The sequence below is a fragment of the Neolewinella xylanilytica genome (assembly GCF_002934605.1).
Classification (GTDB): Bacteria; Bacteroidota; Bacteroidia; order Chitinophagales; family Saprospiraceae; genus Neolewinella; species Neolewinella xylanilytica.
Genome location: NZ_PTJC01000009.1, coordinates 39,755 through 62,709 on the forward strand (window position 1 = coordinate 39,755; position 22,955 = coordinate 62,709).

The 22,955-nt window shown below is 58.6% G+C and carries 28 protein-coding genes; 13 read left to right on the forward strand and 15 right to left on the reverse strand.

Annotated features, from left to right (window positions below; genetic code table 11):
* Positions 1-66 precede the first annotated feature (66 nt).
* A complete protein-coding gene (locus tag CLV84_RS20770; RefSeq protein ID WP_104421776.1) occupies positions 67-918 on the forward strand; it encodes an SDR family NAD(P)-dependent oxidoreductase in 852 nt (283 codons plus the stop codon).
* Here the strand turns inward: CLV84_RS20770 and CLV84_RS20775 are convergent.
* Both CLV84_RS20775 and xseB read right to left on the reverse strand, forming a co-directional pair.
* The gene (locus tag CLV84_RS20775; RefSeq protein WP_104421777.1) at positions 908-1,747 is read right to left on the reverse strand and encodes an SDR family NAD(P)-dependent oxidoreductase; all 840 of its coding nucleotides are present in this window, start codon (positions 1,745-1,747) and stop codon (positions 908-910) included. The two genes, CLV84_RS20770 and CLV84_RS20775, sit on opposite strands and share 11 nt — an antisense overlap.
* A 20-nt stretch (positions 1,748-1,767) precedes the next feature.
* On the reverse strand, positions 1,768-1,953 hold the full coding sequence (gene xseB / locus CLV84_RS20780) for an exodeoxyribonuclease VII small subunit (RefSeq protein ID WP_104421778.1): 186 nt from the start codon (positions 1,951-1,953) through the stop codon (positions 1,768-1,770).
* Positions 1,954-2,048: 95 nt separating this feature from the next.
* Between xseB and CLV84_RS20785 the strand changes: the two genes are divergently transcribed.
* Complete coding sequence (locus tag CLV84_RS20785) at positions 2,049-2,729, forward strand: hypothetical protein (RefSeq protein WP_104421779.1); 681 nt, start codon at positions 2,049-2,051, stop codon at positions 2,727-2,729.
* 1 nt (position 2,730) lies between these two features.
* Here the strand turns inward: CLV84_RS20785 and CLV84_RS20790 are convergent, their stop codons facing one another.
* Positions 2,731-3,027: a hypothetical protein gene (locus CLV84_RS20790; RefSeq protein WP_104421780.1), complete on the reverse strand. Its 297-nt coding sequence runs from the start codon at positions 3,025-3,027 to the stop codon at positions 2,731-2,733.
* 98 nt (positions 3,028-3,125) lie between these two features.
* Between CLV84_RS20790 and CLV84_RS20795 the strand changes: the two genes are divergently transcribed.
* Together CLV84_RS20795 and CLV84_RS20800 are read left to right on the forward strand one after the other, a co-directional pair.
* Entirely contained in the window at positions 3,126-3,758 is a 633-nt protein-coding gene (locus CLV84_RS20795) for an outer membrane beta-barrel protein (RefSeq protein ID WP_104421781.1), read from the forward strand.
* Positions 3,759-3,768: 10 nt separating this feature from the next.
* A complete protein-coding gene (locus tag CLV84_RS20800) occupies positions 3,769-4,698 on the forward strand; it encodes a Ppx/GppA phosphatase family protein (protein WP_104421782.1) in 930 nt (309 codons plus the stop codon).
* 6 nt (positions 4,699-4,704) lie between these two features.
* Here the strand turns inward: CLV84_RS20800 and CLV84_RS20805 are convergent, their stop codons facing one another.
* Complete coding sequence (locus tag CLV84_RS20805) at positions 4,705-5,637, reverse strand: DUF3137 domain-containing protein (protein WP_104421783.1); 933 nt, start codon at positions 5,635-5,637, stop codon at positions 4,705-4,707.
* An 81-nt stretch (positions 5,638-5,718) separates the two neighbouring features.
* Between CLV84_RS20805 and CLV84_RS20810 the strand changes: the two genes are divergently transcribed.
* From CLV84_RS20810 to porD, 4 genes are read left to right on the forward strand one after another with little or no spacing between them, the layout of a single operon-like run.
* A complete protein-coding gene (locus CLV84_RS20810; protein WP_104421784.1) occupies positions 5,719-6,525 on the forward strand; it encodes an outer membrane protein assembly factor BamD in 807 nt (268 codons plus the stop codon).
* Positions 6,518-6,868, forward strand: a complete 351-nt coding sequence (locus tag CLV84_RS20815; RefSeq protein ID WP_104421785.1) for a DNA-directed RNA polymerase subunit omega — start codon at positions 6,518-6,520, stop codon at positions 6,866-6,868. Before CLV84_RS20810 ends, CLV84_RS20815 begins: the two co-directional genes overlap by 8 nt.
* A gap of 2 nt (positions 6,869-6,870) precedes the next feature.
* Positions 6,871-8,070, forward strand: a complete 1,200-nt coding sequence (coaBC, locus tag CLV84_RS20820; RefSeq protein WP_104421786.1) for a bifunctional phosphopantothenoylcysteine decarboxylase/phosphopantothenate--cysteine ligase CoaBC — start codon at positions 6,871-6,873, stop codon at positions 8,068-8,070.
* Positions 8,067-9,029, forward strand: coding sequence for a type IX secretion system protein PorD (gene porD / locus CLV84_RS20825; RefSeq protein WP_104421787.1), 963 nt, complete (start codon positions 8,067-8,069; stop codon positions 9,027-9,029). The genes coaBC and porD overlap by 4 nt, the downstream gene beginning before the upstream one ends.
* Here the strand turns inward: porD and CLV84_RS20830 are convergent.
* From CLV84_RS20830 to CLV84_RS20840, 3 genes are read right to left on the reverse strand one after another with little or no spacing between them, the layout of a single operon-like run.
* Positions 9,001-10,041, reverse strand: coding sequence for a DNA topoisomerase IB (locus tag CLV84_RS20830; protein WP_104421788.1), 1,041 nt, complete (start codon positions 10,039-10,041; stop codon positions 9,001-9,003). The two genes, porD and CLV84_RS20830, sit on opposite strands and share 29 nt — an antisense overlap.
* Before the next feature lie 51 nt (positions 10,042-10,092).
* Positions 10,093-10,314: a hypothetical protein gene (locus CLV84_RS20835; RefSeq protein ID WP_104421789.1), complete on the reverse strand. Its 222-nt coding sequence runs from the start codon at positions 10,312-10,314 to the stop codon at positions 10,093-10,095.
* 53 nt (positions 10,315-10,367) lie between these two features.
* Positions 10,368-10,946 (reverse strand): sigma-70 family RNA polymerase sigma factor, encoded by a 579-nt coding sequence (locus tag CLV84_RS20840; RefSeq protein ID WP_104421790.1) that lies wholly within the window; start codon positions 10,944-10,946, stop codon positions 10,368-10,370.
* Between the two features lie 188 nt (positions 10,947-11,134).
* Here CLV84_RS20840 and CLV84_RS20845 point away from each other — a divergent pair, with 188 nt between their 5' ends.
* Together CLV84_RS20845 and CLV84_RS20850 are read left to right on the forward strand one after the other, a co-directional pair.
* A complete protein-coding gene (locus CLV84_RS20845; protein WP_104421791.1) occupies positions 11,135-12,085 on the forward strand; it encodes a magnesium transporter CorA family protein in 951 nt (316 codons plus the stop codon).
* 208 nt (positions 12,086-12,293) lie between these two features.
* Entirely contained in the window at positions 12,294-13,376 is a 1,083-nt protein-coding gene (locus CLV84_RS20850) for a beta-ketoacyl-ACP synthase III (protein WP_104421792.1), read from the forward strand.
* 6 nt (positions 13,377-13,382) lie between these two features.
* Here CLV84_RS20850 and CLV84_RS20855 read toward each other — a convergent pair whose 3' ends face one another.
* The gene (locus CLV84_RS20855; protein ID WP_104421793.1) at positions 13,383-14,615 is read right to left on the reverse strand and encodes a bifunctional folylpolyglutamate synthase/dihydrofolate synthase; all 1,233 of its coding nucleotides are present in this window, start codon (positions 14,613-14,615) and stop codon (positions 13,383-13,385) included.
* A 44-nt stretch (positions 14,616-14,659) separates the two neighbouring features.
* On the opposite strand from CLV84_RS20855, the gene CLV84_RS20860 reads away from it, so the two are divergent.
* The gene (locus tag CLV84_RS20860) at positions 14,660-14,986 is read left to right on the forward strand and encodes a tetratricopeptide repeat protein (RefSeq protein WP_104421794.1); all 327 of its coding nucleotides are present in this window, start codon (positions 14,660-14,662) and stop codon (positions 14,984-14,986) included.
* On the opposite strand, the gene CLV84_RS20865 is transcribed toward CLV84_RS20860, so the two are convergent.
* Genes CLV84_RS20865 through proC form a run of 5 tightly spaced genes read right to left on the reverse strand, consistent with a single transcriptional unit; the run spans position 14,983 to position 18,532 of the window.
* Positions 14,983-15,372 carry an anti-sigma factor gene (locus tag CLV84_RS20865; protein ID WP_104421795.1) on the reverse strand — a complete coding sequence of 130 codons (390 nt, stop codon included), beginning with the start codon at positions 15,370-15,372 and terminating at the stop codon, positions 14,983-14,985. The genes CLV84_RS20860 and CLV84_RS20865 overlap by 4 nt on opposite strands.
* Positions 15,373-15,384: 12 nt before the next feature.
* Positions 15,385-15,927 carry an RNA polymerase sigma factor gene (locus tag CLV84_RS20870; RefSeq protein WP_104421796.1) on the reverse strand — a complete coding sequence of 181 codons (543 nt, stop codon included), beginning with the start codon at positions 15,925-15,927 and terminating at the stop codon, positions 15,385-15,387.
* Positions 15,928-15,932: 5 nt separating this feature from the next.
* The gene (gene lipB, locus CLV84_RS20875; RefSeq protein WP_104421797.1) at positions 15,933-16,697 is read right to left on the reverse strand and encodes a lipoyl(octanoyl) transferase LipB; all 765 of its coding nucleotides are present in this window, start codon (positions 16,695-16,697) and stop codon (positions 15,933-15,935) included.
* A 41-nt stretch (positions 16,698-16,738) separates the two neighbouring features.
* Positions 16,739-17,725 (reverse strand): NAD(P)H-quinone oxidoreductase, encoded by a 987-nt coding sequence (locus tag CLV84_RS20880; RefSeq protein ID WP_104421798.1) that lies wholly within the window; start codon positions 17,723-17,725, stop codon positions 16,739-16,741.
* Positions 17,726-17,728: 3 nt separating this feature from the next.
* On the reverse strand, positions 17,729-18,532 hold the full coding sequence (proC, locus tag CLV84_RS20885; RefSeq protein ID WP_104421799.1) for a pyrroline-5-carboxylate reductase: 804 nt from the start codon (positions 18,530-18,532) through the stop codon (positions 17,729-17,731).
* An 87-nt stretch (positions 18,533-18,619) separates the two neighbouring features.
* Between proC and CLV84_RS20890 the strand changes: the two genes are divergently transcribed.
* Entirely contained in the window at positions 18,620-19,084 is a 465-nt protein-coding gene (locus CLV84_RS20890) for a MarR family winged helix-turn-helix transcriptional regulator (protein WP_245911575.1), read from the forward strand.
* Between the two features lie 8 nt (positions 19,085-19,092).
* Here the strand turns inward: CLV84_RS20890 and CLV84_RS20895 are convergent, their stop codons facing one another.
* Complete coding sequence (locus tag CLV84_RS20895; protein ID WP_146088891.1) at positions 19,093-20,349, reverse strand: hypothetical protein; 1,257 nt, start codon at positions 20,347-20,349, stop codon at positions 19,093-19,095.
* 7 nt (positions 20,350-20,356) lie between these two features.
* Positions 20,357-21,409: a sugar phosphate isomerase/epimerase family protein gene (locus tag CLV84_RS20900; protein WP_104421801.1), complete on the reverse strand. Its 1,053-nt coding sequence runs from the start codon at positions 21,407-21,409 to the stop codon at positions 20,357-20,359.
* Positions 21,410-22,370: 961 nt separating this feature from the next.
* Here CLV84_RS20900 and CLV84_RS20905 point away from each other — a divergent pair.
* A complete protein-coding gene (locus CLV84_RS20905) occupies positions 22,371-22,931 on the forward strand; it encodes a DinB family protein (RefSeq protein ID WP_104421802.1) in 561 nt (186 codons plus the stop codon).
* Positions 22,932-22,955: the final 24 nt, after the last annotated feature.

Below are 22,955 nucleotides of genomic sequence, written 5' to 3' on the forward strand. Positions count from 1 at the left end.
TCGGTAGTTACCGTAGATTTATAGAATATCATTAGGCAGGCACGGCCCTTTGGTTACCTTTGGTCCATGAGCTCAAGCACCTCGCCTACCGCCGAATGGGTTCTCATCACGGGAGGAAGTCACGGTATCGGTTTAGCCCTCGCGGCCGAGTGCCTTCGCCAGGGGCTTGGCGTTGCCACCGTCGCACTGGATGATGAACACTACGCCCGGCTACCCATGAGCCTGCGCCCGCTCATCCCGACCAACCTCCGGACGCTATCGCTGGACCTCACCGAAGACGGGGCCATCGACCGAATCCTGGAATGGCTGAATCGAGAGGGTATCACCGTCAGCTATTTGATCAATAATGCCGGTTTCGGGCGGGGTGGTTTGTTCGAGCATACCTGCTGGAAGGAGTACCGCACCATGATGCTGCTCAATAACCAGGTCATGGTCGAACTGACCTACCGGTTATTGCCGCAGTTGCGGGAGTGCGGCGGGGGGATTCTCAACCTGAGCAGCATGGAGGCTACCCTGCCGTTGCCCTACAAAACGGTTTATACCGGCACGAAAGCATTCGTCTACAATTTTTCCCTGGCTCTCCGCGAAGAGTTTCGCCACCACGGCGTCAGCGTCTCCGTGCTTTGCCCGGGACCGGTCATCACCAACGCGGACGGCCTACGGCGGCTCGAAGCCCAGGGATGGCGTGCCAAACTGCTCGTGACCACCCCGAGCGCCATCGCGCCTCAGGCCATCCGGGGCATGCTCGACGGTCGGGCGGTAGTGGTTCCCGGCATCCTGACCCGGATGCTCATTTTAGCAGGCTACCTTACCCCCCGTCACCTGAGAATGCGCGTCCTGGAGAAGCTCTTCAGCCGCTACCGGGAGCCGGAGCCGCCCGCCCCGGAAGCGCTGGAGGTACGCCAGCTCAAACCCTGAAATCGTAGGTGAACCCCGTGAGCTGCTCGCTAAGGGTCCACAGTTTCCGTGCTTCCTCCGCGTCGTAGCTGCTCGAAAAGCTTTTCTTCGGCACGCGCTCGTCCCAGTAGAGCCCACTGGGCGGCTGATCGGCGACCGTTGCCAGGAATACGCTCGTATCCGCCCCCTCGGCCGGTGTTTTGTTGCCGCTCATGCGCCGGCGAACCCGCCAGGCAAGCCGGTGCAACCAGGTATTGCCCTTCAGCCCGATATCGGTTTGTACCAACCCCGGTTGCACGGCACAGATCGTCGTACCATCCGATTTTCTGCGGTCGTACTCGTAACAGTACAATACGTTGGCCAGCTTGCTCTGAGCGTAACTACGCAAGCCGTGGTAATGCCGTTCCAGGCTGACGTCGGAAAAGTCGATCCCCTTTACTTGCCGGTGGCTGTCGCTGGACACGCAGATGATGCGGCCATCCGGTCGCAGCCGATCCAGTAGCAGACCCGTAAGCAAATAGTAGGCCAGGTGATTCACGGCGAACGTGTGTTCGACGCCATCGCGGGTCATCTCGCGCTGGGAATTCCAGACGCCGGCATTGTTCACCAGAACGTCGAGACTTTCCACCTCCGCCTTCACCCGGACGGCTAAGGATCGGATAGCCGCCTGATCGGACAGGTCCGCGAAAACTGGCGTCACCTTACCTCCACCGATCGTGGCCGCGGCAGCCAGAGCCTTCTCCTCATTCCGCCCGTGCAACAACACGTGATAACCCTCGGCCGCCAGCGCACTGGCCGTTTCGAATCCGATGCCCGTGGTGGCACCGGTTACTAATGCTGTCTTTACCATCGATCGTAAGAGATATTCGCTTATGCTTCGGTTGATTGCCCCAATTTACCCAGTTCGTCTTCGACGCTACGGAGCGTGGCGCGGCAACTGGCGATCAGCTGTTCGGCACGCGCCACGCGGGCGTGCAGCCGATCGATATCGACGGGAGGCCGCTGCAATTCCTCCAGGATGGTCTCCAGCTCGGCCAATGCCTCTGCGTAGCTCATAGGTGACAATTTCGTTGATTCCGGGCTTGAATGTCGCGTGGTAGAACACCGCTACCCCCGAATCGCGTTGCAATGGCAAAGAAACAACATACACGATGCACCACCACCTTCTATTCTTCCTGAGCCTTTTTACAGCTACCGCTTGTCTGGCGCAGAGCCCCGTGGACGTAGGTGGCGAGGGAATGCAAACCACCGCCCTCGAAGCATCGACCGGTGTAGACATCTTCGCCACTACTTTCGATGAATCCAACGTCGGCTACCTTCACGTTTACGTCGATCCGGCGATCGATCCGCTGGAAACGTACTTGCTCCGGGGTGTGGAAATGTCGGATACAGCGATCGCCATGCTTCCCCCCCGCTTTCGCAAAATGGCCAATAAGGAAGGCTCCACCCTTTACTCCACCATCGCCATTCACGGCGTAGGGGAGAATTTATACCTCACGCGGCTCGACGCGCCCCGCCGCGACCAGATCGACATGTTCGCCATCCGCGACGGCCGGGTGAAGCACCTCAAAACCCTGGCCTACCGCGACTGCGCCGGCAACGAATGCCTGCAAATGGATAGCTTCATCACCGACGTCGACCTCGATACAAACTTCGATCTGATTCAAATCGCCCGCCGGAAAACGGAAAGCATGGGTACGACGGACGAGCGCCGGACCGTATATTATATGGACCCCGACAACCGGAGGTGGAAAATGACCCAGGAACTGGACGTCAATTGGGAAGGGGTACAATTCTACGATCGCGGTGACCACGAAGAAGGCCCGGAGTAGGTTACTCTTCTTCGCTGGCCGCCTGCCGGCTGAGTAAGCGGCGTACCCGGGCAAATAGCTTTTCCGATGCCGGCGTCAGGGTAATGCCTTCCGGGGGCACCGAATACCCACTCAGGATATCCAGCAGCACGTTGACCCTTCCTTCCGTATCGTAAAATTTATTCACGATGGCTATCCGCCGTTGTTCGACCAGGCAATATCCGGAGGTAAAGTTTCCTTTCTCGTACCGCACGGCATAGCCGAGTTCCTTCATGAGGGTTTCCAATTTCTTCAGGGAGTGTTTGGTCGTAGCAATCATTTGGCGGCGGGGCGCGGGTGAACCGTTTTTTGGGAGGGCAAAGGTAACCGGTAAGCATCGATCCTCCATTCCGTAACCCTATCGCGTACCTTTGCTCCATGCGCTTTACCTTCTTGCTATTGGTTTGCTGCACGCTGGTTAGGACCCTACCCGCCCAGACCTTCCTGGCTTCCGCCCTGGCCGGCGGTAGTCTCAGCCAGGTCGACGGGGACGACTTGCTCGGGTTCCACCAGCCCGGAATCAATGCCGGCCTAAGAGTGGTAGCCGTCCTGGGCGATCACTGGCGCGTGGGCCCCGAAATTCTCTATTCCCAACAGGGCGCGAAACGCAACCGCAATAACCTCAACATTAGCGACTTCAGCGATATCCGCTTGAATACGGTCGAATTGCCGCTAATGGTTTACTACAAAGACTGGCGCATCACCGCCGAAGCCGGCGCGGCCTACCAGCGGCTGATTGACTACCGAATCGAGGACGCAAACGGTGCGGATGCCACGGACCAGTACGCCCTACGAAACGACCTATTTGCCCTCCAGCTCGGCGTGACCGTTTACCTCACGCGGAAGTTGGGGATAAACTTCCGTTGGTCGCGCCACCTTACCGATCTCCAGGTTGACGATACGCCGCGTTTGCGGGGACGATCCGTTACCCTGCGCGCCGTATATAGTTTTGGTTCCGGGGAAACCCTACCCTCCCCGAGCGGCACCGCACCCGCGCTCCCGTCGACATAAAGCGTACCCCATGTCCAATGAAACTTTGCGTGCCGTTATCGACCTCGGCACGAACACCTTTCACCTGTTAATTGCCGCCGTCGAAGCCGGCGACCGCGTGCGGGAGGTATACCGTGAACGCATCTTCGTCAAACTGGCCAGCGATGGCATCGAAACCATCGGTCCGGAACCCTTTGCCCGGGGCATCGAAGCGCTCCACCACTTCGCGGCGGTAATCAGCCAGCACCGGGTCGAACGGGTTACGGCCATCGGCACGGCCGCCCTACGCACGGCCACTAATGGTCCGGTCTTCGTACGCACCGCAGAACAACAGACCGGTATCGTGATCCGGCTGATCCAGGGTGACCTCGAAGCCGAACTGATTACCCGTGGCGTGCTGGCGGCCCTCCCCCCCTTACAGGACCGGGTTATGATTATGGACATCGGCGGAGGGTCGACCGAATTTATCATCGCATCCGAGGCTGGCGTACACTGGCGACAATCCTTTCCCATCGGCGTAGCGGTACTGCAGCGCCGCTTCCACCGGACGGATCCGATCAGCGAAGCGGAAATTCGGGAGCTCGACGAATACCTGACGCGAACCCTCGTGCCGCTACGGGACGTCCTGTCCGAGTATCCGACCCACCACCTAGTCGGTGCCGCCGGTACCTTCGACGTGCTGGCCGACGTCTTGCGGGACGTCGATGAATCCCCGCACCCGACGAGCCACCGGTTGGCGCTTGGCGGACTGGAAGCGCTTCACTTTCGGATCGTCGCATCGACCATCGACGAGCGGCTGGCCATCGAAGGGGTACCCGCCGAGCGAGCGGACCTGATCGTGGTGGCCATGCTCCTGATCCGGTTCGTGATGCAACTGGCGGCCACCGAGCGTATCACGGTGAGTGACTACGCCATGAAGGAGGGGATACTATTGGGCACCGAAGGCCTGACGCTGGAGTAGCGGCGATCAGTGGGTCTGATCGAAATCCTGAATGACGGAGAGAATCAACATTACGTCCGTATAAAACTTCCGAATCAGCTGAAAGGAAACATTGGAGCGGAAGAAGTGGGGCTCCAGCAAATCATAACCGTGCTCGAGACCGATGAACAGATCCTGGTCGTGGACCGCGAAATAGAGGTCCCGTTGTTCCCGTTCGTAGAATGCGAGGATAGCCTCCTGCATGGACGGGGTCAGGATGCCCGCAACCTTGGTTCCGGGATGGGCGTAGACGGCAAAGATTTCGCTGAAGCCGGCGTTCATGATTTCTACGTCGGCCGAGCGCCCGTTACTGCCCACGTAAGCATCTACCGATCGTTTTAGCCTACGGAGCTTGTGCCGGGGCCAGACGGCTAGTCGTCCGCTGGTCGGCTCATTGAAAATAGCGTGGACGAAGAGGCCACTGAAGACTAGCTGAAGGCGGTTGCTGGCGGGGCTGATCTCCTGCACGTAGGCTTCCCCCATCTCAAAAGCCATCTCACCGACGAGTCCGCGGATGTAATCCTCGGCGCGGTAGCTATCGGGATGTGGACGGAACAGGCCACTGCGTTCGAAGCGATCGCGCAGGATGGGCCGCTTGGACTCGTACTGCAGGCTACGAAAATTGGGAAGCTCGTTGATAAAGTCCAGCAATAAGCGCATGATCGCTGGCTTGAAGGACTGCCGAAACCGCTCGATGCGGAAATACAGAGAGCCGATGAAAAACACGACTGGCACAACGAGGAGCAGAATCAGAAATCCCAGGTCATAGACCAGGAACACCACGATCACCGCGAAGATACCGGCCAGGGAAAGGACGATACCGCGCAGGATCCGCCGACGCAGCTCTTCCAGGCGTAGCAGCTCGGGGCGAATGGTGGTGTTGTAGTACAACCGGAGTTCCGAAAGGCGGGGCGGTATCATGGAAAGTCAGGATCGGGGGTAAAATACAACCTTGCCCCCTACTGGCGGTGTCTTCTTAAAAACCCTTATCTTTGCGCGCTTATGCAGAACCGCATTCTTTTCAGTATCCTGTTTTTCGTCCTGCTCTTTACCGGTTGCCGGTCGGAGTTCGAGACGATCCGTACGAGTAACAACCCGGAGCAGATTCTGGCGAAGGCGAACGAGTATTATCTGGCCGAGGAATATCAGCGGGCGCAGACCCTCTACGAGCTAGTGATCGCACCCTTCCGGGGGCAGGCGGCCGCCGAACAGATCGCCTACCGTTACGCCTACACCTACTACTATACCGGTCAGTACGTACTGGCGAGCTACTACTTTAAGCAATTTGCCACCACTTACGGGGGAAGCAGCCTGCGCGAGGAGGCGGACTTCATGTCGGCCTTCAGTAATTACCAGCTGAGCCCCGTTTACCGGCTCGACCAGAGCTATAGCGTTCAGGCCATCGAAGCCTTCGAGGAATTTGCGAACCGCTATCCGGAAAGCGAGCGGGTAGCTCAGGCCAACTCCCTCATCGACGAGATGCGGGCGAAGATGGAGCTGAAAGACTTTGAGTCGGCCAAACTGTACATGGATATCGAGCGTTATGAATCGGCCCTGACCAGTTTTGGCAACGTGCTGAAGGATTATCCCGAGACCCAGCGCGCCGAAGAAATCCGCTACCTGATGGCTAAGGTGCAGTACGAATATACCAGCCGCAGTTTCCGCGCCCGCAAGCCGGAACGTTTGCGTGTTACGATCGAGCTTTCGGAAAACTTTATTACCCGTTATCCCGACAGCCCCTACGTGGACGAGGTGACCCGGTACCTCAACGAATCAATCGAAGAATTAAAAGAGCTAGAAAATGTCTGACATTAAAACCCGCGCCCAGGGGATGAGCCCCGATACCGCTGCCCGTGATATCCAACGCGTCGTAGGCGATACCGGCAATATTTACGAAGCCCTGTCCATCGTCAGCCGTCGCGCCCGCCAGCTCGCCGTCGACCTGAAGCACGAACTCGACCAGAAACTGGAGGAATTTGCCGAAGTAACCGACACCATCGAAGAAGTGGTGGAAAACAAGGAACAGATCGAGATTTCCAAGTTTTACGAGAAGCTCCCTAACCCCGTGCTGATCGCGATGCGGGAATACCTCGACGATGAACTCTATCACCGCTACAACGAGCGGCGCGAGGAGGACGACGAGGAACTGTAAGCTTGCGCCTCGCCGGCAAAAAAATCATCCTGGGTGTCTGCGGCAGCATTGCCGCCTACAAAGCCGCCCTGATTGTCCGGGGCCTGATCAAGGCCGGGGCCGAGGTCCGCGTATTGATGACCCCCTCGGCCACTAATTTTATCGCTCCGCTCACCCTGGCTACCCTCTCCCGGGCCGACGTGGTTACTTCCGTGCACTCCGGCGAGAGCTGGAATAACCACGTCGAACTGGGGCTTTGGGCGGATGCCTACCTTATCGCTCCCGCCACGGCCACTACCCTTGCCAAGCTGGCCCACGGCATCTGCGATTCGGCGCTCGTAGCGGTCTATCTGTCGGCGCGCTGCCCGGTATTCTTTGCTCCGGCCATGGACCTAGATATGTGGCAGCACCCCACTACGGTGGAAAACGTGCGCCGGCTACAGTCATTCGGTAACCGACTGATAGACGTCGGGGAGGGAGAGCTGGCTAGCGGGCTTGTTGGCGCCGGCCGACTCGCCGAACCGGAACAGATCCTCGATACGCTTGCCGCTTTCTTCGCGCAAGCACACGACCTAAAGGATCGTAGGATTCTCCTGACCGCAGGCCCGACCCTCGAAGATCTCGACCCGGTGCGCTTTCTAGGCAACCGCAGTACGGGTCGAATGGGGATTGCCCTGGCCGAAGCGGCCGCCGCGCGGGGGGCCAAGGTGACCCTTCTTCTCGGACCTACCCACCTGTCGACCCAGGCGGCCGGCATCGAGACCATCGCGGTTCGCTCCGCCCTCGATATGTACCACGCCGCGGTGGAACGATGGCCGGATTGCACGGACGGCATCCTCTGCGCGGCCGTTGCCGATTATCGCCCGGAACGGGTGGCCGAGGAGAAAATAAAGAAGCAGGCGGGCCCCATGCGGATCGACCTGGTCCGTAATCCGGACATTGCCGAGGAACTCGGTCGCACCAAAACCGCCGGTCAGTACCTCATCGGGTTCGCCCTCGAGACGGAAAACGGCTTGGAAAACGCCCGGGACAAACTCCTACGGAAGCAGCTGGACCTGATCGTTCTGAACTCCCCCCGAACGGCCGGGGCGGCCTTTGGTCATGCTACTAACCAAATCCAGCTCATCGATCGCAATAAGGTGACTTCCTTTGAGTTAAAACCTAAACTGGCCGTAGCGCACGACATCCTCGACCGCCTCGTTGCCGATAAACCAACGCTATGAGACTCGCATTTCTACTGCTCTTTGCGTCCACCTTGCTTCGGGCCCAGAGCGAGATCAAATGGACGGTGAATCTGAATACGCAGCAGATCACCCAGACGGACGCAAACGTCTTCAAAACCCTCGAGCAGGAACTGGTAAACTTCCTAAACAGCCGTACGTGGACAGATGACGTTTTCCAGGAGGAGGAACGGATCGAGGCCACCCTTTTCCTAACCCTTTCGGAAGCGACGACGGCGAACGGGGATAACGAAGAAATTATCCCCAACCGCTATACGGGCACCCTGGCCATTCAGTCCGCCCGCCCCATCTTCGGTACCGGGGAGGTCACGCCCGTCCTGAACTACCAAGACAAGCGGTTGGAATTCACCTACGAGCAGTTCCAGGCCATTCAGCTGTCCGATCAGACCTTCACGTCGGAACTCTCCTCCATTATCGGCTTCTACGCTTACATCGTGCTGGGTATGGACTACGACACCTTCTCGGCCCTCGGCGGGCAACCCTATTTCGAGCAAGCGCAGCAGCTCTATAACCGCCTGCCCGCGGCTTTGCTAAATAGTGGGGGATGGACGTCGGCGGGAAAGACCAATAACCGGTACCTCCTCCTCGAAAACCTGCTGAGCCCCCGTATGCTTCCGATGCGTCGGGCCGCCTATACTTACCACCGACTGGGGCTGGACCAGATGCTGACCGACCCGCTCGCCGCACGCCAAAACATCACGCTCGCTATCCAGGACGTACAATCGGCCAATCAGGTGTATCCGAACAGCGCGTTGGTACAGAGCTTCGTAGATGCTAAAAGAGAGGAGATCATTCAAATCTACACGGGTGCCACCGGAGCGGAACAGAATGCCATCATCGAGATGCTTTCCCGCATCGATCCGTCCAAGGCCGGGTCATACCGCGAAATTCGGAGCGGTGGATCGGGGGCCATCAACCGCAGGCAAGCCGGTAAGCGATGATCTCATCGTGGTCGAACTCTCCGTCAAATTTAGCCTCCTCCTTTTTCGTCACCGTCGATTCATCGGGCACCCTTTCTTCGGCCACCGCCGCCAGGACGCTCGGATGGATGTAGTATTTCCGACATACCGATACGGTATTGCCCAGGAATTCGGCGACACGTTCTACCACCCGTAAGTCCGGTCGGTCGGGGAGTTCTCCGTCGTTTTCTTCCTTCAATTCCCAGTAGGCATCAACGGCGGCCGCAGTGCCAGCCCAGGTACGAAAGTACTTACTGCTGAATTCAGCGCCCAGCAACTGGCGGACCATGTGGTTGACATCGCTGCTATCCAAATTATGCATTTTGCCGTCTTCGCCGCGAAAGCGAAAAACTTCATAGCCTGGTAGTTCGCTGATATTGGTGATCAGGTCGACCAGGGTGGGATCGGTCAAATCGACCGCACGTTCGATGCCGCTTTTTCCAGTGTATTCAAAGTGAAAACCGTTATCGTCGACTTCCACGTGCTTGCGCCGCAAGGTAGTCAGGCCGATGGTACCGTTTCGTTTGCGGTAGGAGGAGTTGCCGACCCGCATCCCCGTTTCGTCCATCATCGCGATAGCCAAGGCACCGACGCGTTCGAGGCCCCACCCCCTGCTTTCGTCCTGCAGGATACCCCGTAGCGTACGGCGGGCTCCCGGTAGGGCATCGGCAAACTCGATGAGGGTGTTGAATTTGTTTAATTGTTTAAAGGCCATCCAGTCCGGGTGGTAGCGGTACTGCTTACGCCCCGCCTCGTCGCGTCCGGTACTGAGCAGGTGACCATTTTCCAGCGGACAGATCCAAACGTCGGCCCAGGCGGGGGGGATTGCCAGGGAGGCCAGGCGATCCTGTATGAGTTTATCTTTAATAAGCGTACCGTCCTCCCGGTAATAGCGAAATCCTTTTTTGGCGCGCTTCCGCGTCCACCCCGGTTGGTCGTCGGATACGTGGACTAAGTCGGGAATGGAGAGGATATTTTCTTGGGCGGCCCCCATGCGGTGCTTTTTTTGCGTACCGCTTATAAGTCTATCCCGGTGGATAGGGTTTTAGTCTTGCGCCTTGATTTCTTCGATTCTGCCGCGAATCTTGCCGATTAGGTCGGCGGGGGGTGCCTGGTGGCGCAGGTTGCGCTTTAGCAAAACTTTGAAGGCGGCCACGTCTCCCAGGCTGTCGCTATCGCAGGGGCCGGTGGGCGTGTCGGCGACTTCGGGCAATGGGTTATCCGTCCGGTGCGGACGGCGGTTGGAGGAAGAATGCTTATTAAACATGATGGGACAAATTTAAACGTGCCGCCCCGGCGGATGCGGGGCGGCACGTGGCGTTAACCTAAATTTCGGGTATTGAGGATGCCGAAGTTGTTTTCGGCGTAGCTGCTCAGCTGCTTGATCAAAGCGATACGGGAGCGGCGGGTGACGGACTTCACCGTGTTGAGGGGCATTTCCATGGCTTCGGCGATTTCTTTCTCGGCGAAGTCGTATAGATCGGCCATTAGCACGATGGCCCGTTGCCGGTCGCTGAGGAGGGTCATGGCGCGTAAGATGGGATCGCTGAAATCCCGCTCAAGGACGCCGGCGATACGCAGATCGGCAAAGCCCGCCATTGGATTCTCTTCGTCACGGCGGTGGTAGGCCGTCCGTTCGTCCAGTTCCTCCTCGCCGCGCCGCTTGCGCTTGCGATAGTCGTTGATGAAGAGGTTACGCGCCAAACAGAACAGCCAGGCTCGGGCATTCGTACCTGCCTCGTACTGCTCGATCTTCAAATAGCCACGAGCGAAGGTTTCCTGGGTCAGATCGGCAGCATCGCTGGGATTACCGGTCATGCGCAGCAGGAAGTTGTAGACCACCTGATAGTGAACGAGCAATTCCGCTTCGAATAAATGGTCGCGGGCGGGGCGGGTCATGGTGAAAGGATCGGTTAGTGAGTGAATATGGAGGGTAATGTCGGGGCTAAATCAATAAGTTGCGGCCGGCGAAAGAATTTACCCCGCAACAACAAAATACCGGGCCACAAACTTCTGCGACCGGCCGATCCGTTGTTGGTCCGGGTCCTTTTGCTACCTTTGCCCCCGCGTCACCAAAACGTCCCGTCATGATCCGCTACTATGCAAGCAAAAACGGCCAGTTGGGACGCGTTGACGAGCCGGGGCCCGATGCCTGGATCCATCTCTATCCCCCCTTCTCTTCCGAAGAACTTCCCGAAATCGCCGAGCGCTACGAGCTGCCGATCGACTTTCTCACGGACCCCTTGGATATCGACGAACGCTCGCGGTACGAACGGGAGGACGATGCCCGGCTGGTAGTCATCAACACCCCGGTACTTAGCCAGGTGGAGACCGAGAACGACAGCATCTACATCACGGTGCCGATCGGCATCATTCTGACCCCGGAGGCGTTCATCACGATCTGCTCGACCCCCGACCACCCCGTCCTCCAGCTTTTCATCGATAACAAGGTCCGGAACGTCGACCCCGCCCGGCGCAGCCATTTCGTGCTGCGTATTTTCGAGCATACCGTTTACCGCTTCCTGACCTGCCTGAAGCGGCTAAACGTCAAACGGAACCTGATCGAACAGGAACTCTACGACAGCAGTCGTAACCGGGAGCTGAAACAACTGCTGAGCATTGAAAAGTCGCTGGTGTACTTCATTAATGCCCTCAACGGCAACGAACTACTGAAGATGAAGATGAAGCGGGCCGACTTCCTCGGGATTCGCCACGATGAGGAGCAGTGGGATCTTTTCGAGGATATCATTATCGACAACGGTCAGGCCCTGGAAATGGCCAATATCTACACCAACATTCTCAACGGAACCATGGACGCTTACGGGTCCATTATCTCGAATAACCTTAATATTACTATTCAGCGGCTCACCCTCATCACTATCGTGCTGACGGTCCCTATGGTGATTGCCAGCTTCTACGGCATGAACGTTCCGATGCCCCTGCAGAATGGAAGTTATACCTTCGTGTTTATCCTCATTCTATCGATAATCCTGAGTGCCGCGGTAATCTTTTACTTCCGGAGGAAACGGCTTTTTTAGCCCGTGGGCTTTTGTAATGAGCACCCTTCCATCCACGAGACTTAATTCACCAACCTAGGGAGTACCCCCAAACGATCGTAAGGGGAAGCGTCTTTGAATCCTTTCCGTTGCCTCACAGCCTGCGGAGCCATCCCACCCGGAACGGCTAACAGTTTGCAGGCGTCTAAAAAATTTTACCTTTACCGCCCTTATTGATAAAGTCCCCTGCATGCTCTATTCCACAATCACCGGTATCGGTCATTACGTACCTAAGAACGTAGTCACGAACCAAGACCTTACCGAAGTGATGGAAACCAGCGACGAATGGATCCGGGAACGTACTGGGATCGAGGAGCGCCGCTACATAGACCGAACGAAAGAAACGACGACCACCCTCGCCCTCGAAGCTTCTTTGCGTGCCATTAAGGATTCGGGGATCGATAAGGAAGAAATCGATTTCATCATTTTCGCTACGCTCAGTCCTGACTACTACTTCCCCGGCTCCGGCGTACTCCTCCAACGGGAACTCGGTATCGCCAAAACGGAGATCGCCGCGCTCGACATCCGCGCCCAGTGCTCGGGATTTCTTTACGGGCTGAGTACCGCCGACCAGTTTATCAAGTCGGGCATGTACAAAAAGATCCTGCTCGTCGGGGCCGAAGTACACAGCGTCGGGTTGGACTTCAGCACCCGCGGACGAGGAGTAAGCGTGATCTTTGGCGACGGCGCAGGAGCCGTCATTCTCGAGGCTACCGAAGACAAGGAAAAGGCAGTCCTGGCTACTAAGATGCACAGTGACGGCACCTACGCGGAAAAACTCAGCTACATGTACCCCGGCGCGCACGGAGGGTACTTTATCGAAAAATACGGCCTGGAAGGCTTCGACGTCGACTACGACCAGGATAACAATGCGTACGGCGGCGTCTTCCTAAACCAGGATATGCTGGATAAAGGCCAGGTATTCCCCCACATGGAAGGGCAAGCGGTCTTCAAAATGGCCGTTCGGAAGTTTCCCGAAGTAATCCTGGAAACCCTCCACGCGGCGGGGCTGACCATAGCGGATCTCGATCTACTGGTTCCCCATCAGGCGAACCTGCGGATCAACCAGTTCGTACAGCAGACGATGCAATTGAAGCCGGAACAGGTGTACAACAACATCATGCGGTACGGCAATACGACCGCCGCATCCATTCCGCTTGCCCTATCCGAGGCGCGTGACGAGGGGCGGGTGAAAAAAGGAGACGTCGTTACGCTCGCCGCTTTCGGAGCCGGCTTCACCTGGGCGGCCGCCGTGCTACGGTGGGGAAAGTAAACCGCCTCAGAGTACTTCGGCTACGGTAAAGATGCTCCCGCCAATGAAGACCACGTCCGCGGCGGCGGCCCGCTCCAGCGCGGCTTCGTACCCTTCCCGAACCGATGCATATGCCGCCCCGGCAAGTCCGTAAGTAGCGGCCGCGGACTGCAACTCCGCGGCCGGCAAGCCTCGGGGAATATCCGCCTTCACAAAGTAATAGGCTGCCGAAAACGGGAACAGCGGGAGCGCCTTGGACAGGTCCTTGTCATTGACCACGCCCAGTACGATATGCAAACTCCCCTGCCTTTCCTTGACCAGGCCGGCTAAACGGTGCAACACGGGGCGTAGCCCTTCGCCGTTGTGGGCGCTGTCGGCAAGCACGAGCGGGTCGGCGGACCGAAGGGTTTGCCACCGCCCGATGTAGTAGGTCAGCTCGTGGACGTGATTAAAGGCATAGGCGACTTTTTCCGGATCGATCCGGATTGCCCCCGTACCGTCGAGCACCTCCAGTACCGTGTGGGCGGTTTGGATATTTCGTTCCGCGAACGGCCCCCGCAGATCCGTTTCGTAGGGATGAGCGCCCTGGCTATCGGCAAAGGTGATCGGTGCGGTGACGGCGGCGGCTTTGTTCCGGAAGACCGCTTGGGTTTCCGCTTGGGTTTCGCCGATGACAACCGGGCGGCCCGGCTTGATGATGCCCGCCTTTTCTCCGGCGATTTCGGCCAGTGTTTCACCGAGTAATTGCATGTGGTCGTAGCCGATGTTCGTGATCACCGCTACCTCCGGATCCACTACGTTGGTGCTGTCTAAACGGCCGCCGAGCCCGACTTCGACGACAGCCCATTCCACCCGCGCTCCGGCGAAATAAGCAAAAGCCATGGCTACGGTGATTTCGAAGAAACTCGGCTCGATGCGCTCGATTGCCGGCTGCATTTTTTCCACGAATGCAACCACCTCCTCCTCGGGGATAAATGCACCGTCCACCTTGATGCGCTCCCGAAAATCCTTGTAGTGCGGACTGGTGTATAGCCCGGTACGAAACCCGTGGGCCTGCAGGGCCGCCGTAAGCAGGTGGCTGACCGTTCCCTTGCCGTTCGTGCCCGCGACGTGGAGGCAACGAAACCGCCGCTCGGGATGGTCCAGCGCTTCCAGCAACAGGCGGATGTTGGCGAGGTCCTTTTTCATGGCCGCGGCGCCCACCCGCTGGTACATCGGCAGGCGCGTGAAGAGGTAATCGAGCGTATCGGCGTAATTCATACGCGGCGAAAGTAGCAACTGCCCCAATGGTTTACCTTTGCCACATGAGTAGAAAAGAGCAAATTTTGCAGCTGTTGGAAGGATCGCCCACGGACGCTTTTCTTCGCTTTGCCCTGGCGAAAGAGTGGGAACAGGAAGGGAATGACCCGGCCGCGCTCAACATCTACCGGAGCCTCGTCAACGACCAGCCTAATTACGTCGGCACGTACTACCACCTCGGCAAAACCCTCGAGCGAATGGAGCGACCGCAGGAAGCCTGGAAAATTTACAGCCGGGGAATCGAGATCACCCGACAGCTCGGCGAACAGCACGCGATGCGCGAGCTGGCCGGGGCCAGGCTGGAACTGGGTGACGAGGAAGACTTCACTTAAAGCCGGTACTTTGGCGCCGGGGTGAGGCGGCCACGGGATTCGTTCCGCGATACGAGCTCTCCGTCGGATCGCCCTTCCGACAGCGGGGCGTAGTCCGGGATACGATTAATGGTACCCACCGCTTTATCCAGCTCTTCGACGGATTCGGCGCGCTGAGCCAGCGGGTCGTATTCGGAGCTCCCCACCCCATTGGCCACCAGAGCGAAACCCGCGAGGATGAGCACGACGGCGGCGATCATCCAGGGTCGAAACGTTCGGAAACCGGCGGAACCGCGGCGGCTGTCCAGGCGGTTCTCAATCCGGTCCCAGGTGCGGGGAGAGGGCCGGCGACGCATGCCCCGCGCGGTGCGGCGAAACTGTCGATCGAAGGAATCGTTGGTAGACATGGCTTACTTTGGTTAGCGGGCGGGGTAGCCCAGTTTTTCGAGTTGTTCCCGGAGACGTTTCTTCGCCAGGATAAGTTGGGATTTACTGGTGTTGATGCTGATCTCGAGCATGTCGGCGATCTCCCGGTGCTTGAAGCCCTCCACGACGTAGAGGTTAAAGATCGTACGGTAGCCCGTGGGTAGCCCGTCGAGAAGGTTCAGGATATCCTCTTCCGCAAGCCGCTCGGCCGCCACCGGGGGAATGGAGTAGCTGGCCGGGTTCACCTCCGTCAGCTCGGCGGCGCGCTTGAGCGCATGTTTTTTACGGAGTAACATCAGGGCCTCATTGACTACGATGCGGCGAATCCAACCCTCGAAGCTGCCCTCCTCATTGAAGCTGTCGATCTTGTCAAACACCTTGAAGAAGGCCCCCACGAGTACGTCTTCCGCGTCCGCATCGCGTCGGCAGTACCGCCTGGCCACCGCAGCCATCAACGGCGAAAATCGGTCGTAGACCGCGCGTTGTGCCCGTCGGTCGTTCGCTTTGCAGCCGGCGATCAGTTCCTGCTCGGTCAAGGGGGTTACTCATTTGGTTCCACCACCAAGATGCGCCCGGCGGGCTCCGTGGTGGGTACGAAGTCAAAAACCTCCCGAAAGTGGCGCTCCACCACCGGAATAACCTCCTCCAACTCGACGGGGCGGCGGAGTTCGATGCTCAGACTCGTAACGGAACGGTCGCGATCGGCAATCCCACAGGGCACGATGTGGTTGAAGTGTGCTAAATTCGGGCGTACGTTAAACGCCAGACCGTGCATGGTGGTCCACCGGCTCAGGTGAACGCCGATCGCGCAAATCTTCCGTTTGGGGCGGCGGCGCGCGGGATCGCCCGCCAACCAGACCCCGGTGTAGCCAGGGTCCCGTTCTCCCATCAGACCGAAATCGGCGAGGGTGCGGATAATAACCTCTTCCAGACTGCGGACGTAGCGGTGGACGTCGTTGAAGAATTCGTCGAGATCGAAGATCGGGTAGACCACCAATTGACCCGGCCCATGATAAGTGATGTCGCCGCCGCGGTTGATCCTGACGAAAGTTATCCCCTCGGCAACTAGTTGCTCCGCAGACAGCAGCAGGTGCTCCTGGGAACCGGATTTCCCAAGGGTATACACCGGATCATGCTCCACGAAAAGCAAGCGGTGTTGCTGCCCGGGTAGCTCGGTTTCCCCGGCCTGCAGGCGGCGGCGGTTATCCAGCTTACGTTCCACCAGCGTGGCGTGAAGACGTCGCTGCAGATCCCAGGCAGGCTGATAAGCCATGCGGCCCAGGTGGTGGATGAAAACATCGGGCATAGCCTCTAAACACCGAATGGCGCGGTTTTGGTTGCCCCCCCCTAGTCCAGTCCGATGGTCAGCACGATCTTCCCCACGTTGGCGTTGCTGGCCATATAGCGGTGGGCGGCGGCCACCTCTTCCCAATCGTAGATGGTATCCACGACCGCCTGGAGGCTGCCATCCGCGAAACCGGGCCATATGCGCTCGCGAAAATCGGCGGTTAACCGCTGGCGGTATTCGTCCGTGCGGCTGCGCATGGTCGTCCCGGTAAGTTGCACGCGCTTGCGCAGGAAGGGGGCCATGCTGAATGCCTCCACCCGGGCGCCGCCCAGGGCTGCCAGGCTTACGATGCGGGCATCGATGGCGGCCGCTTCCAAGTTTTGCTGCAGGTAAGGACCGCCCACGAAATCCAGGATCACGTTCGCCCCCTTGCCGGCGGTGAAGTCCTGGACGGCTTCGGCGAAGTCTTCGGCGGTATAGTCGATGCAGCGGGCGGCACCTAGGTCCGTTACGGCCTGGTGCTTGTGGGCGCTGGCGGTGACGATCGGTACGGCACCCGCCAAGCGAACGAGCTGGATAGCGGCCGTCCCCACCCCACTGGCACCGGCGTGGATGAGCACCGTATCGTCGGCCTGGAGCCGGGCGATCCAGTGGAGGGCCTGGAAAGCGGTCAGGAAGACCTCCGGAATGGCGGCGGCTTTGGTGAAGGACAACCGCTCCGGCAGCTTCAGGAGCATGCGGTGGTCGACCGCGATGCGTTGGGCGTAGCCGCCGCCGTTGACGAGGGCGCAGACGTTGTCGCCGATCTCGAAACCGGTCACCTTCTCGCCCAATTCGATGACCGTTCCGGCCACTTCCAGTCCCATAATGGGATTTGCCCCGGCGGGTACGGGATACTTTCCCTCCCGCTGGAGTAAGTCGGCCCGGTTGAGGGCGGTGGCCGCCACGTGAAGAAGGACGGAGTAGGGCCCGGGGACCGGATCACTTACTTCGCTGAGATAAAGCTGGCTTTCGTCGCCGGGCTCGTGGTAAAGGATAGCCTTCATAAATTAGGATTTGCCGAGCGCGATGGCGCGGTCCAGGGCGGCGCGAGCGCCGTGTTTGATGTCTTCGAATACGCTGGTGGCCCGGAAGGTGTTCAGCGCCGCTTCGGTGGTGCCGCCCTTGCTGGATACGCGATCGATCCATTCCTGGCAGGTCAGGTCGTTCTTCATTTGCAGTTCCACCGCCCCGCGGAAGGTCTGGGCGACCAGCAGTTCGGCCTGGCTGGCGTTGAAGCCCATCTCGGTGGCCGCTTCGATCATTGCCTGCATGAAGTAGAGTACGTAGGCCGGGCCGCTGCCGCTGATGGCCGTGGTGGCATCGATGCTGTACTCATCGTCTACGTAGATCGCCTTACCCGTGGTGTTGAGGAGGTTTTGCACGAGGACCAGTTCGATGCGGGTGACGGCTTCGCTGGCGGTGTAGGCGGTCATGCCCAGACCGATCTGAGCCGGCAGGTTGGGCATGGCCCGGATGACTTTCTCAACACCGAGGCCCGACTGGATGGACGAAATGGTCACCCCCGCCATGATGGACAGGTACACCTGCTGCGGATCGGTGAGCGGACGCAAGGATGCGAAGAGGGCAGCACTGTCTTGCGGTTTTACCGCGAGGATAATGAGGTCCGCGGCCGCCAGGCAGGATTCCGCCGAGGTGAAGACCGAACCGAGTTTTTCCCGCTCGAGATCCGCTAGCTTATCGGATTGCCGCTCCAGAATCATCAGGTCTTCCTGTTTCACCAAATGGGCCCGTAACAGACTCCGGGCGTAGGTCCGACCCATGTTGCCACCACCGATTACAAGAATTTTCATATTGCCGCTTTGCCGCGAAGATAGAACATTGGCCCGCCTCCGGGATTACAACTAAAACCCATTCACCAGCGTATTATTTGTAATCACATGAAAGGAATGCCATCCATCGAACAAGAAATTCAACAGTCGACCTTTCGCTCGCCGGCCCACCGCACCCAGGTAAACATCATTTATACCGCCGCCTGGATCAATCAGCGGACCACTCAGGCGCTGCGGCCCTACGGCTTAAGTATTCAGCAATTCAACATCCTTCGTATCCTGCGCGGCCGCAACGGGAAGCCGGCCACCATCAAACTACTCACCGAGCGGATGCTCGATAAGATGAGCAACGCCAGCCGCCTGGTTGACAAACTTAAAGAAAAGGGGTACGTGATGCGGCAGGAATGTGAAGCGGATCGCCGCCGGGTGGACATCGTGATCACCGAAGCCGGACTGGACGTGGTTGGCAAGGCCAGCGAAGCCGTAGAGGCCGCCATGATCCAAAATTTCCAGAACCTGGAAGAGGAAGATTTCGACCAGCTCAGCACCATGCTCGATCGCCTGCGGGGGTAAGCTGCTTCTCAATGTTCCCGGAAGCAGAGTCGGACCCGCTGCTCCGGTCCCGGCTCCCTATATGCGACCCACACTCCCCCCGGCCCCAATGCCAATCGCGGGAAGCCGGAACTGCGACCAGCCGACATCCGGCCCACGGTTTGTGCCGAAACCCGGTTGTCGGGATCGATCGTCCAAAGCTTCAGGTCGGCGGTGTCCGCTTCCCTTCCCTGGGTCAACCCGAGCACATATGCGGTACCATCCGCCTCCATGACCGCATCGACCCGCCCAAGTGAACCGTCCGCGTCCAGGACCAGCGGAATTCTAAAGTGCTGGGTAAGGGTGTCGAAGCGAGCGAATTGTATCCGCGGCTTGTCATCCGCAGCGGTGAACCAGGCGGTGGCGATGTCCCCCCTGGCGTTCGCGGTGAGTGCCGGGCCATTGACGGGGCATCCGGTGATTTGCCAGTTGTCCGGGTTGACGCGCTCGGGTTCGGTCCACGATCCATCCCCGAGCTGGCGGACGAACGCCATATCCCGGATCTCCTCCTCCGACCGGTCGCGGTAGACGACCATAGCCCCACCGTCGGTCACGACGGTAGCCGTGTTGCAACAATCGCACACCCGGTGATCGAGTTCCTCCCGTTGTCCGACGCGACCGTCCCTGCTGATGATGGCCGTCCGCAGGGTCATGGCCCCACCACTATCGGCACGGTGGTGATGATTGCCATCCTCCGCCGGTGCTTCGGGGGTCTTGGTGTGTCGTCCGTCCAGCCAGGTCACCCGCAGGCTTCCGTCGGGTCGGTGGGCGCTGGATAGAAAGCCGTGTTCGGCCGAAACCCCGTCGTTGTGGAGCACCTGCGCTCCGTCGCCCCCCGCTTCACCTACCGCAAAGCGGATATCGTAGTCGTAAGTACCCTCGCCCGCATATTCCAGGAGGTGATAGAAAAGATTGCCTCCGAGTGGCTGGACGGAGGGATAGTCGGCCCAGTTCACGAACCATTCCGCTCCCCTGGCCAATAGGGTATCCGGTGCCCACTTCCCTTCCCGCCACTCCCGGGCGAATAAGCGGTCCCCTCCGGTAGTATCGGATATAACGTAAGAGAGCACGAGCCGCCTTCCGTCCGTACCGAACCGGGGTAGGCGGGAGCCGGCGGGAAGGATTTCACAACTGGAGAGCGAATCGACATTCGCCGCCTCCGCTTCCGAAACTGGTCGATCGGAGCTACACCCACTCAGCACACAACAGACCACCAGGCCGGCCAGCGCAGACCTGAATCGGCTCATATCGGGGTTATAGCCCAAGTATCGAGCGGTTACCGGCCTCGTCCGTACCGGCGTCGGCGAAGTCGTCGAAGGCCTTATCGGTGACCTGGATGATGTGATCGGCAATAAAGGGGGCACCCTCGGCCGCTCCTTGTTCGCTGCTCTTAATGGCACATTCCCATTCCAGCACGGCCCAGCTATCGTAGCCGTACTTGCTGAGTTTGGAGAAGATGGCCTTGAAGTCTACCTGTCCGTCACCGAGGCTGCGGAAGCGGCCGGCGCGATCCGCCCAGCCCTGATAGCCGCCGTAAACGCCCTGCTTACCGGTCGGATTGAATTCGGCGTCCTTGACGTGGTAGGCGCAGATGCGGTCGTGATAGAGGTCGATAAACTGCAGGTAATCGAGCTGCTGCAGCACGAAATGGCTCGGATCGTAGTTGATCTGGGCCCGTTGGTGCCCGTCCAGCGCGTCGACGAACATTTCGAAACTGATGCCGTCGTGCAGGTCCTCGCCCGGGTGCAACTCGTAGCCTACGTCCACGCCCACCTCGTCGAAGGCATTCAGGATCGGGCGCCAGCGGTCGGCCAGCTCTTTGAAGGCCATTTCGACCAATCCGGCGGGCCGCTGGGGCCAGGGATAGACAAACGGCCACAGCAGGGCACCGGAGAAGGTGGGGTGCGCTTTCAGTCCCATGTTCGCACTCGCCTTGGCATTTAGCAGCAGCTGATTGGTCCCCCATTCCATCTTCGCCTTTCGGTCGTTGTTGGCGGCCTTGGGGGCGAAGGCATTGTACATGGTATCGTAGGCGGGGTGCACCGCGACCATCTGCCCCTGCAGGTGGCTGGCCAGCTCCGTGATCTCGAGGCCGTGGTCCGCCACCCTACCCTTGATTTCGTCGCAGTAGGTCTTGCTTTCCGCGGCCTTTTCCAGGTCGATCAGGCGGCTTTCCCAGGTAGGGATCTGAACCCCTTTGTACCCGAGACCGGCCATATAGCGGCAAATGTCGTCGAGGTTGTTGAAGGGAGGTTGGTCTCCCATGAATTGGGCGAGAAAAATGGCCGGACCTTTAATGGTAGTCATATACGTTTTGAATTTTCTTGGCGAAGAATAAGCCATTGGGCGGCGGGGCGCGGGTGCTAGAAACCGCAATCCCCCCATGTCGGTCGCGCTTATGCGCCGCGGCTAACTTAACAAGATTTGCCGGATCGTGCTCCCGGTAAGGTAAGGGACCGCAATTTTCTTCGGCGAAGGCGGCAAACGCAAAGAGGCCCGGTTCTCACCGGGCCTCCCATGACAGACACTTTGAACAAACACAAAAAAATTCCTCGTTCGGCAACCGCGGAAAATTCCCGGATACCATAGATGGTTGAATCGAGTCGATCGTTCGTAGGTCTTTTTCTTATATGCGCTTGGGCAAATTTACCGGCCGCCGTATTGGCATGAAAAAGCGCCCGCTTCGGGCGGGTTTGGATATCGGGGAGCAGCTCTTCGGAGGGTCGTCCCGAAGTGCCCCCTGTACACGGCGTCGATATAAACGGTGTGGACGTACCCTCATTCCGAAGGACTAAACGTGGGTACGTTTAAACCAGGGTAGTACAGGAATATCCGTATGGTAGATTAATCCGTTTCCGGAGGGAGCGAGGCCCGTGCATATTCGGCTGGAGCGGTGCGGAGATCGAGCATCAAGCTCCAGTGCGTAGCAACGGTTGTATCAATAGGTAGTAGGTTTCGTTACACTAAGGTAGACCATTCCCGAACGCTAATTTTAAATTATTTCCGGCTCGTAGCCCGGTAGATGGAAAGCCCCTACAGCAGTTGAAATGGCTGGCCTGAATCGCTCAATAAATGAATACTTTACGTATAGCACTGACCTGCATATCTGGCGTTTTGGTAATATTTTCCCTAGGAAAAAGGTTGGGCTTACTCGAATTCAGGCACGCATCACGTATCCCCATCGAATGGTTGCGGCAAAACGGAAAATACCGGTTACGCCCCATCCACCCTATTTTGCCCCTATGCTTCCAAGAATCAACCCACTGACATGGTAGTCACCGATATCCATGCTCAAGAATACGGGGCGTTTTACGCCGGCTACCTTTCCCGCGTTCCCTCCCCGCTGACCCTTTCCGAGGCCCTGACCACCAGCGGAGACATGCTACTCGAATACCTGTATGCACTGGATCCCGAGCACGCCGATTACGCCTACGCGCCCGATAAGTGGACGATTGCGCAGGCGCTACAACACCTCATCGATACCGAACGGATATTTGCCTACCGTTCCCTACGCCTTGGCCGCCGGGATTCGACGCCCTTGCCGGGTTTCGACCAGGATGAATACGCCGCGCGAGCCGATCTGACCCACCGCCGTTTTCCCGAAATGATCGGCGAATTTGCCGGGATCCGGCAGTCAACCGTGACCCTCTTCGCTTCCTTCACCGAGGCGGACCTGTCCTTCATCGGAACCGCCAGCGGTTACCCGATAAGTTGCCGGGCCATGGGCTTTATCATCGCCGGCCATACCTTCCATCACCAGCGCATTTATGTGGAGCGGTACGGACATGGCAAGCCGGCAAACGCGGGTGAGGAGAATACCGAAGGCTGAATGGTCTGAACCTTATATTTGTAG

Coding starts and splice junctions, on each gene's coding strand:
- CLV84_RS20770 (WP_104421776.1), top strand. CDS start 67: ATGAGCTCAAGCACCTCGCCTACCGCCGAATGGGTTCTCATCACGGGA.
- CLV84_RS20775 (WP_104421777.1), bottom strand. CDS start 1,747: ATGGTAAAGACAGCATTAGTAACCGGTGCCACCACGGGCATCGGATTC.
- xseB (WP_104421778.1), bottom strand. CDS start 1,953: ATGAGCTACGCAGAGGCATTGGCCGAGCTGGAGACCATCCTGGAGGAA.
- CLV84_RS20785 (WP_104421779.1), top strand. CDS start 2,049: ATGCACCACCACCTTCTATTCTTCCTGAGCCTTTTTACAGCTACCGCT.
- CLV84_RS20790 (WP_104421780.1), bottom strand. CDS start 3,027: ATGATTGCTACGACCAAACACTCCCTGAAGAAATTGGAAACCCTCATG.
- CLV84_RS20795 (WP_104421781.1), top strand. CDS start 3,126: ATGCGCTTTACCTTCTTGCTATTGGTTTGCTGCACGCTGGTTAGGACC.
- CLV84_RS20800 (WP_104421782.1), top strand. CDS start 3,769: ATGTCCAATGAAACTTTGCGTGCCGTTATCGACCTCGGCACGAACACC.
- CLV84_RS20805 (WP_104421783.1), bottom strand. CDS start 5,637: ATGATACCGCCCCGCCTTTCGGAACTCCGGTTGTACTACAACACCACC.
- CLV84_RS20810 (WP_104421784.1), top strand. CDS start 5,719: ATGCAGAACCGCATTCTTTTCAGTATCCTGTTTTTCGTCCTGCTCTTT.
- CLV84_RS20815 (WP_104421785.1), top strand. CDS start 6,518: ATGTCTGACATTAAAACCCGCGCCCAGGGGATGAGCCCCGATACCGCT.
- porD (WP_104421787.1), top strand. CDS start 8,067: ATGAGACTCGCATTTCTACTGCTCTTTGCGTCCACCTTGCTTCGGGCC.
- CLV84_RS20830 (WP_104421788.1), bottom strand. CDS start 10,041: ATGGGGGCCGCCCAAGAAAATATCCTCTCCATTCCCGACTTAGTCCAC.
- CLV84_RS20835 (WP_104421789.1), bottom strand. CDS start 10,314: ATGTTTAATAAGCATTCTTCCTCCAACCGCCGTCCGCACCGGACGGAT.
- CLV84_RS20840 (WP_104421790.1), bottom strand. CDS start 10,946: ATGACCCGCCCCGCCCGCGACCATTTATTCGAAGCGGAATTGCTCGTT.
- CLV84_RS20845 (WP_104421791.1), top strand. CDS start 11,135: ATGATCCGCTACTATGCAAGCAAAAACGGCCAGTTGGGACGCGTTGAC.
- CLV84_RS20850 (WP_104421792.1), top strand. CDS start 12,294: ATGCTCTATTCCACAATCACCGGTATCGGTCATTACGTACCTAAGAAC.
- CLV84_RS20855 (WP_104421793.1), bottom strand. CDS start 14,615: ATGAATTACGCCGATACGCTCGATTACCTCTTCACGCGCCTGCCGATG.
- CLV84_RS20860 (WP_104421794.1), top strand. CDS start 14,660: ATGAGTAGAAAAGAGCAAATTTTGCAGCTGTTGGAAGGATCGCCCACG.
- CLV84_RS20865 (WP_104421795.1), bottom strand. CDS start 15,372: ATGTCTACCAACGATTCCTTCGATCGACAGTTTCGCCGCACCGCGCGG.
- lipB (WP_104421797.1), bottom strand. CDS start 16,697: ATGCCCGATGTTTTCATCCACCACCTGGGCCGCATGGCTTATCAGCCT.
- CLV84_RS20880 (WP_104421798.1), bottom strand. CDS start 17,725: ATGAAGGCTATCCTTTACCACGAGCCCGGCGACGAAAGCCAGCTTTAT.
- proC (WP_104421799.1), bottom strand. CDS start 18,532: ATGAAAATTCTTGTAATCGGTGGTGGCAACATGGGTCGGACCTACGCC.
- CLV84_RS20890 (WP_245911575.1), top strand. CDS start 18,620: ATGAAAGGAATGCCATCCATCGAACAAGAAATTCAACAGTCGACCTTT.
- CLV84_RS20895 (WP_146088891.1), bottom strand. CDS start 20,349: ATGAGCCGATTCAGGTCTGCGCTGGCCGGCCTGGTGGTCTGTTGTGTG.
- CLV84_RS20900 (WP_104421801.1), bottom strand. CDS start 21,409: ATGACTACCATTAAAGGTCCGGCCATTTTTCTCGCCCAATTCATGGGA.
- CLV84_RS20905 (WP_104421802.1), top strand. CDS start 22,371: ATGGTAGTCACCGATATCCATGCTCAAGAATACGGGGCGTTTTACGCC.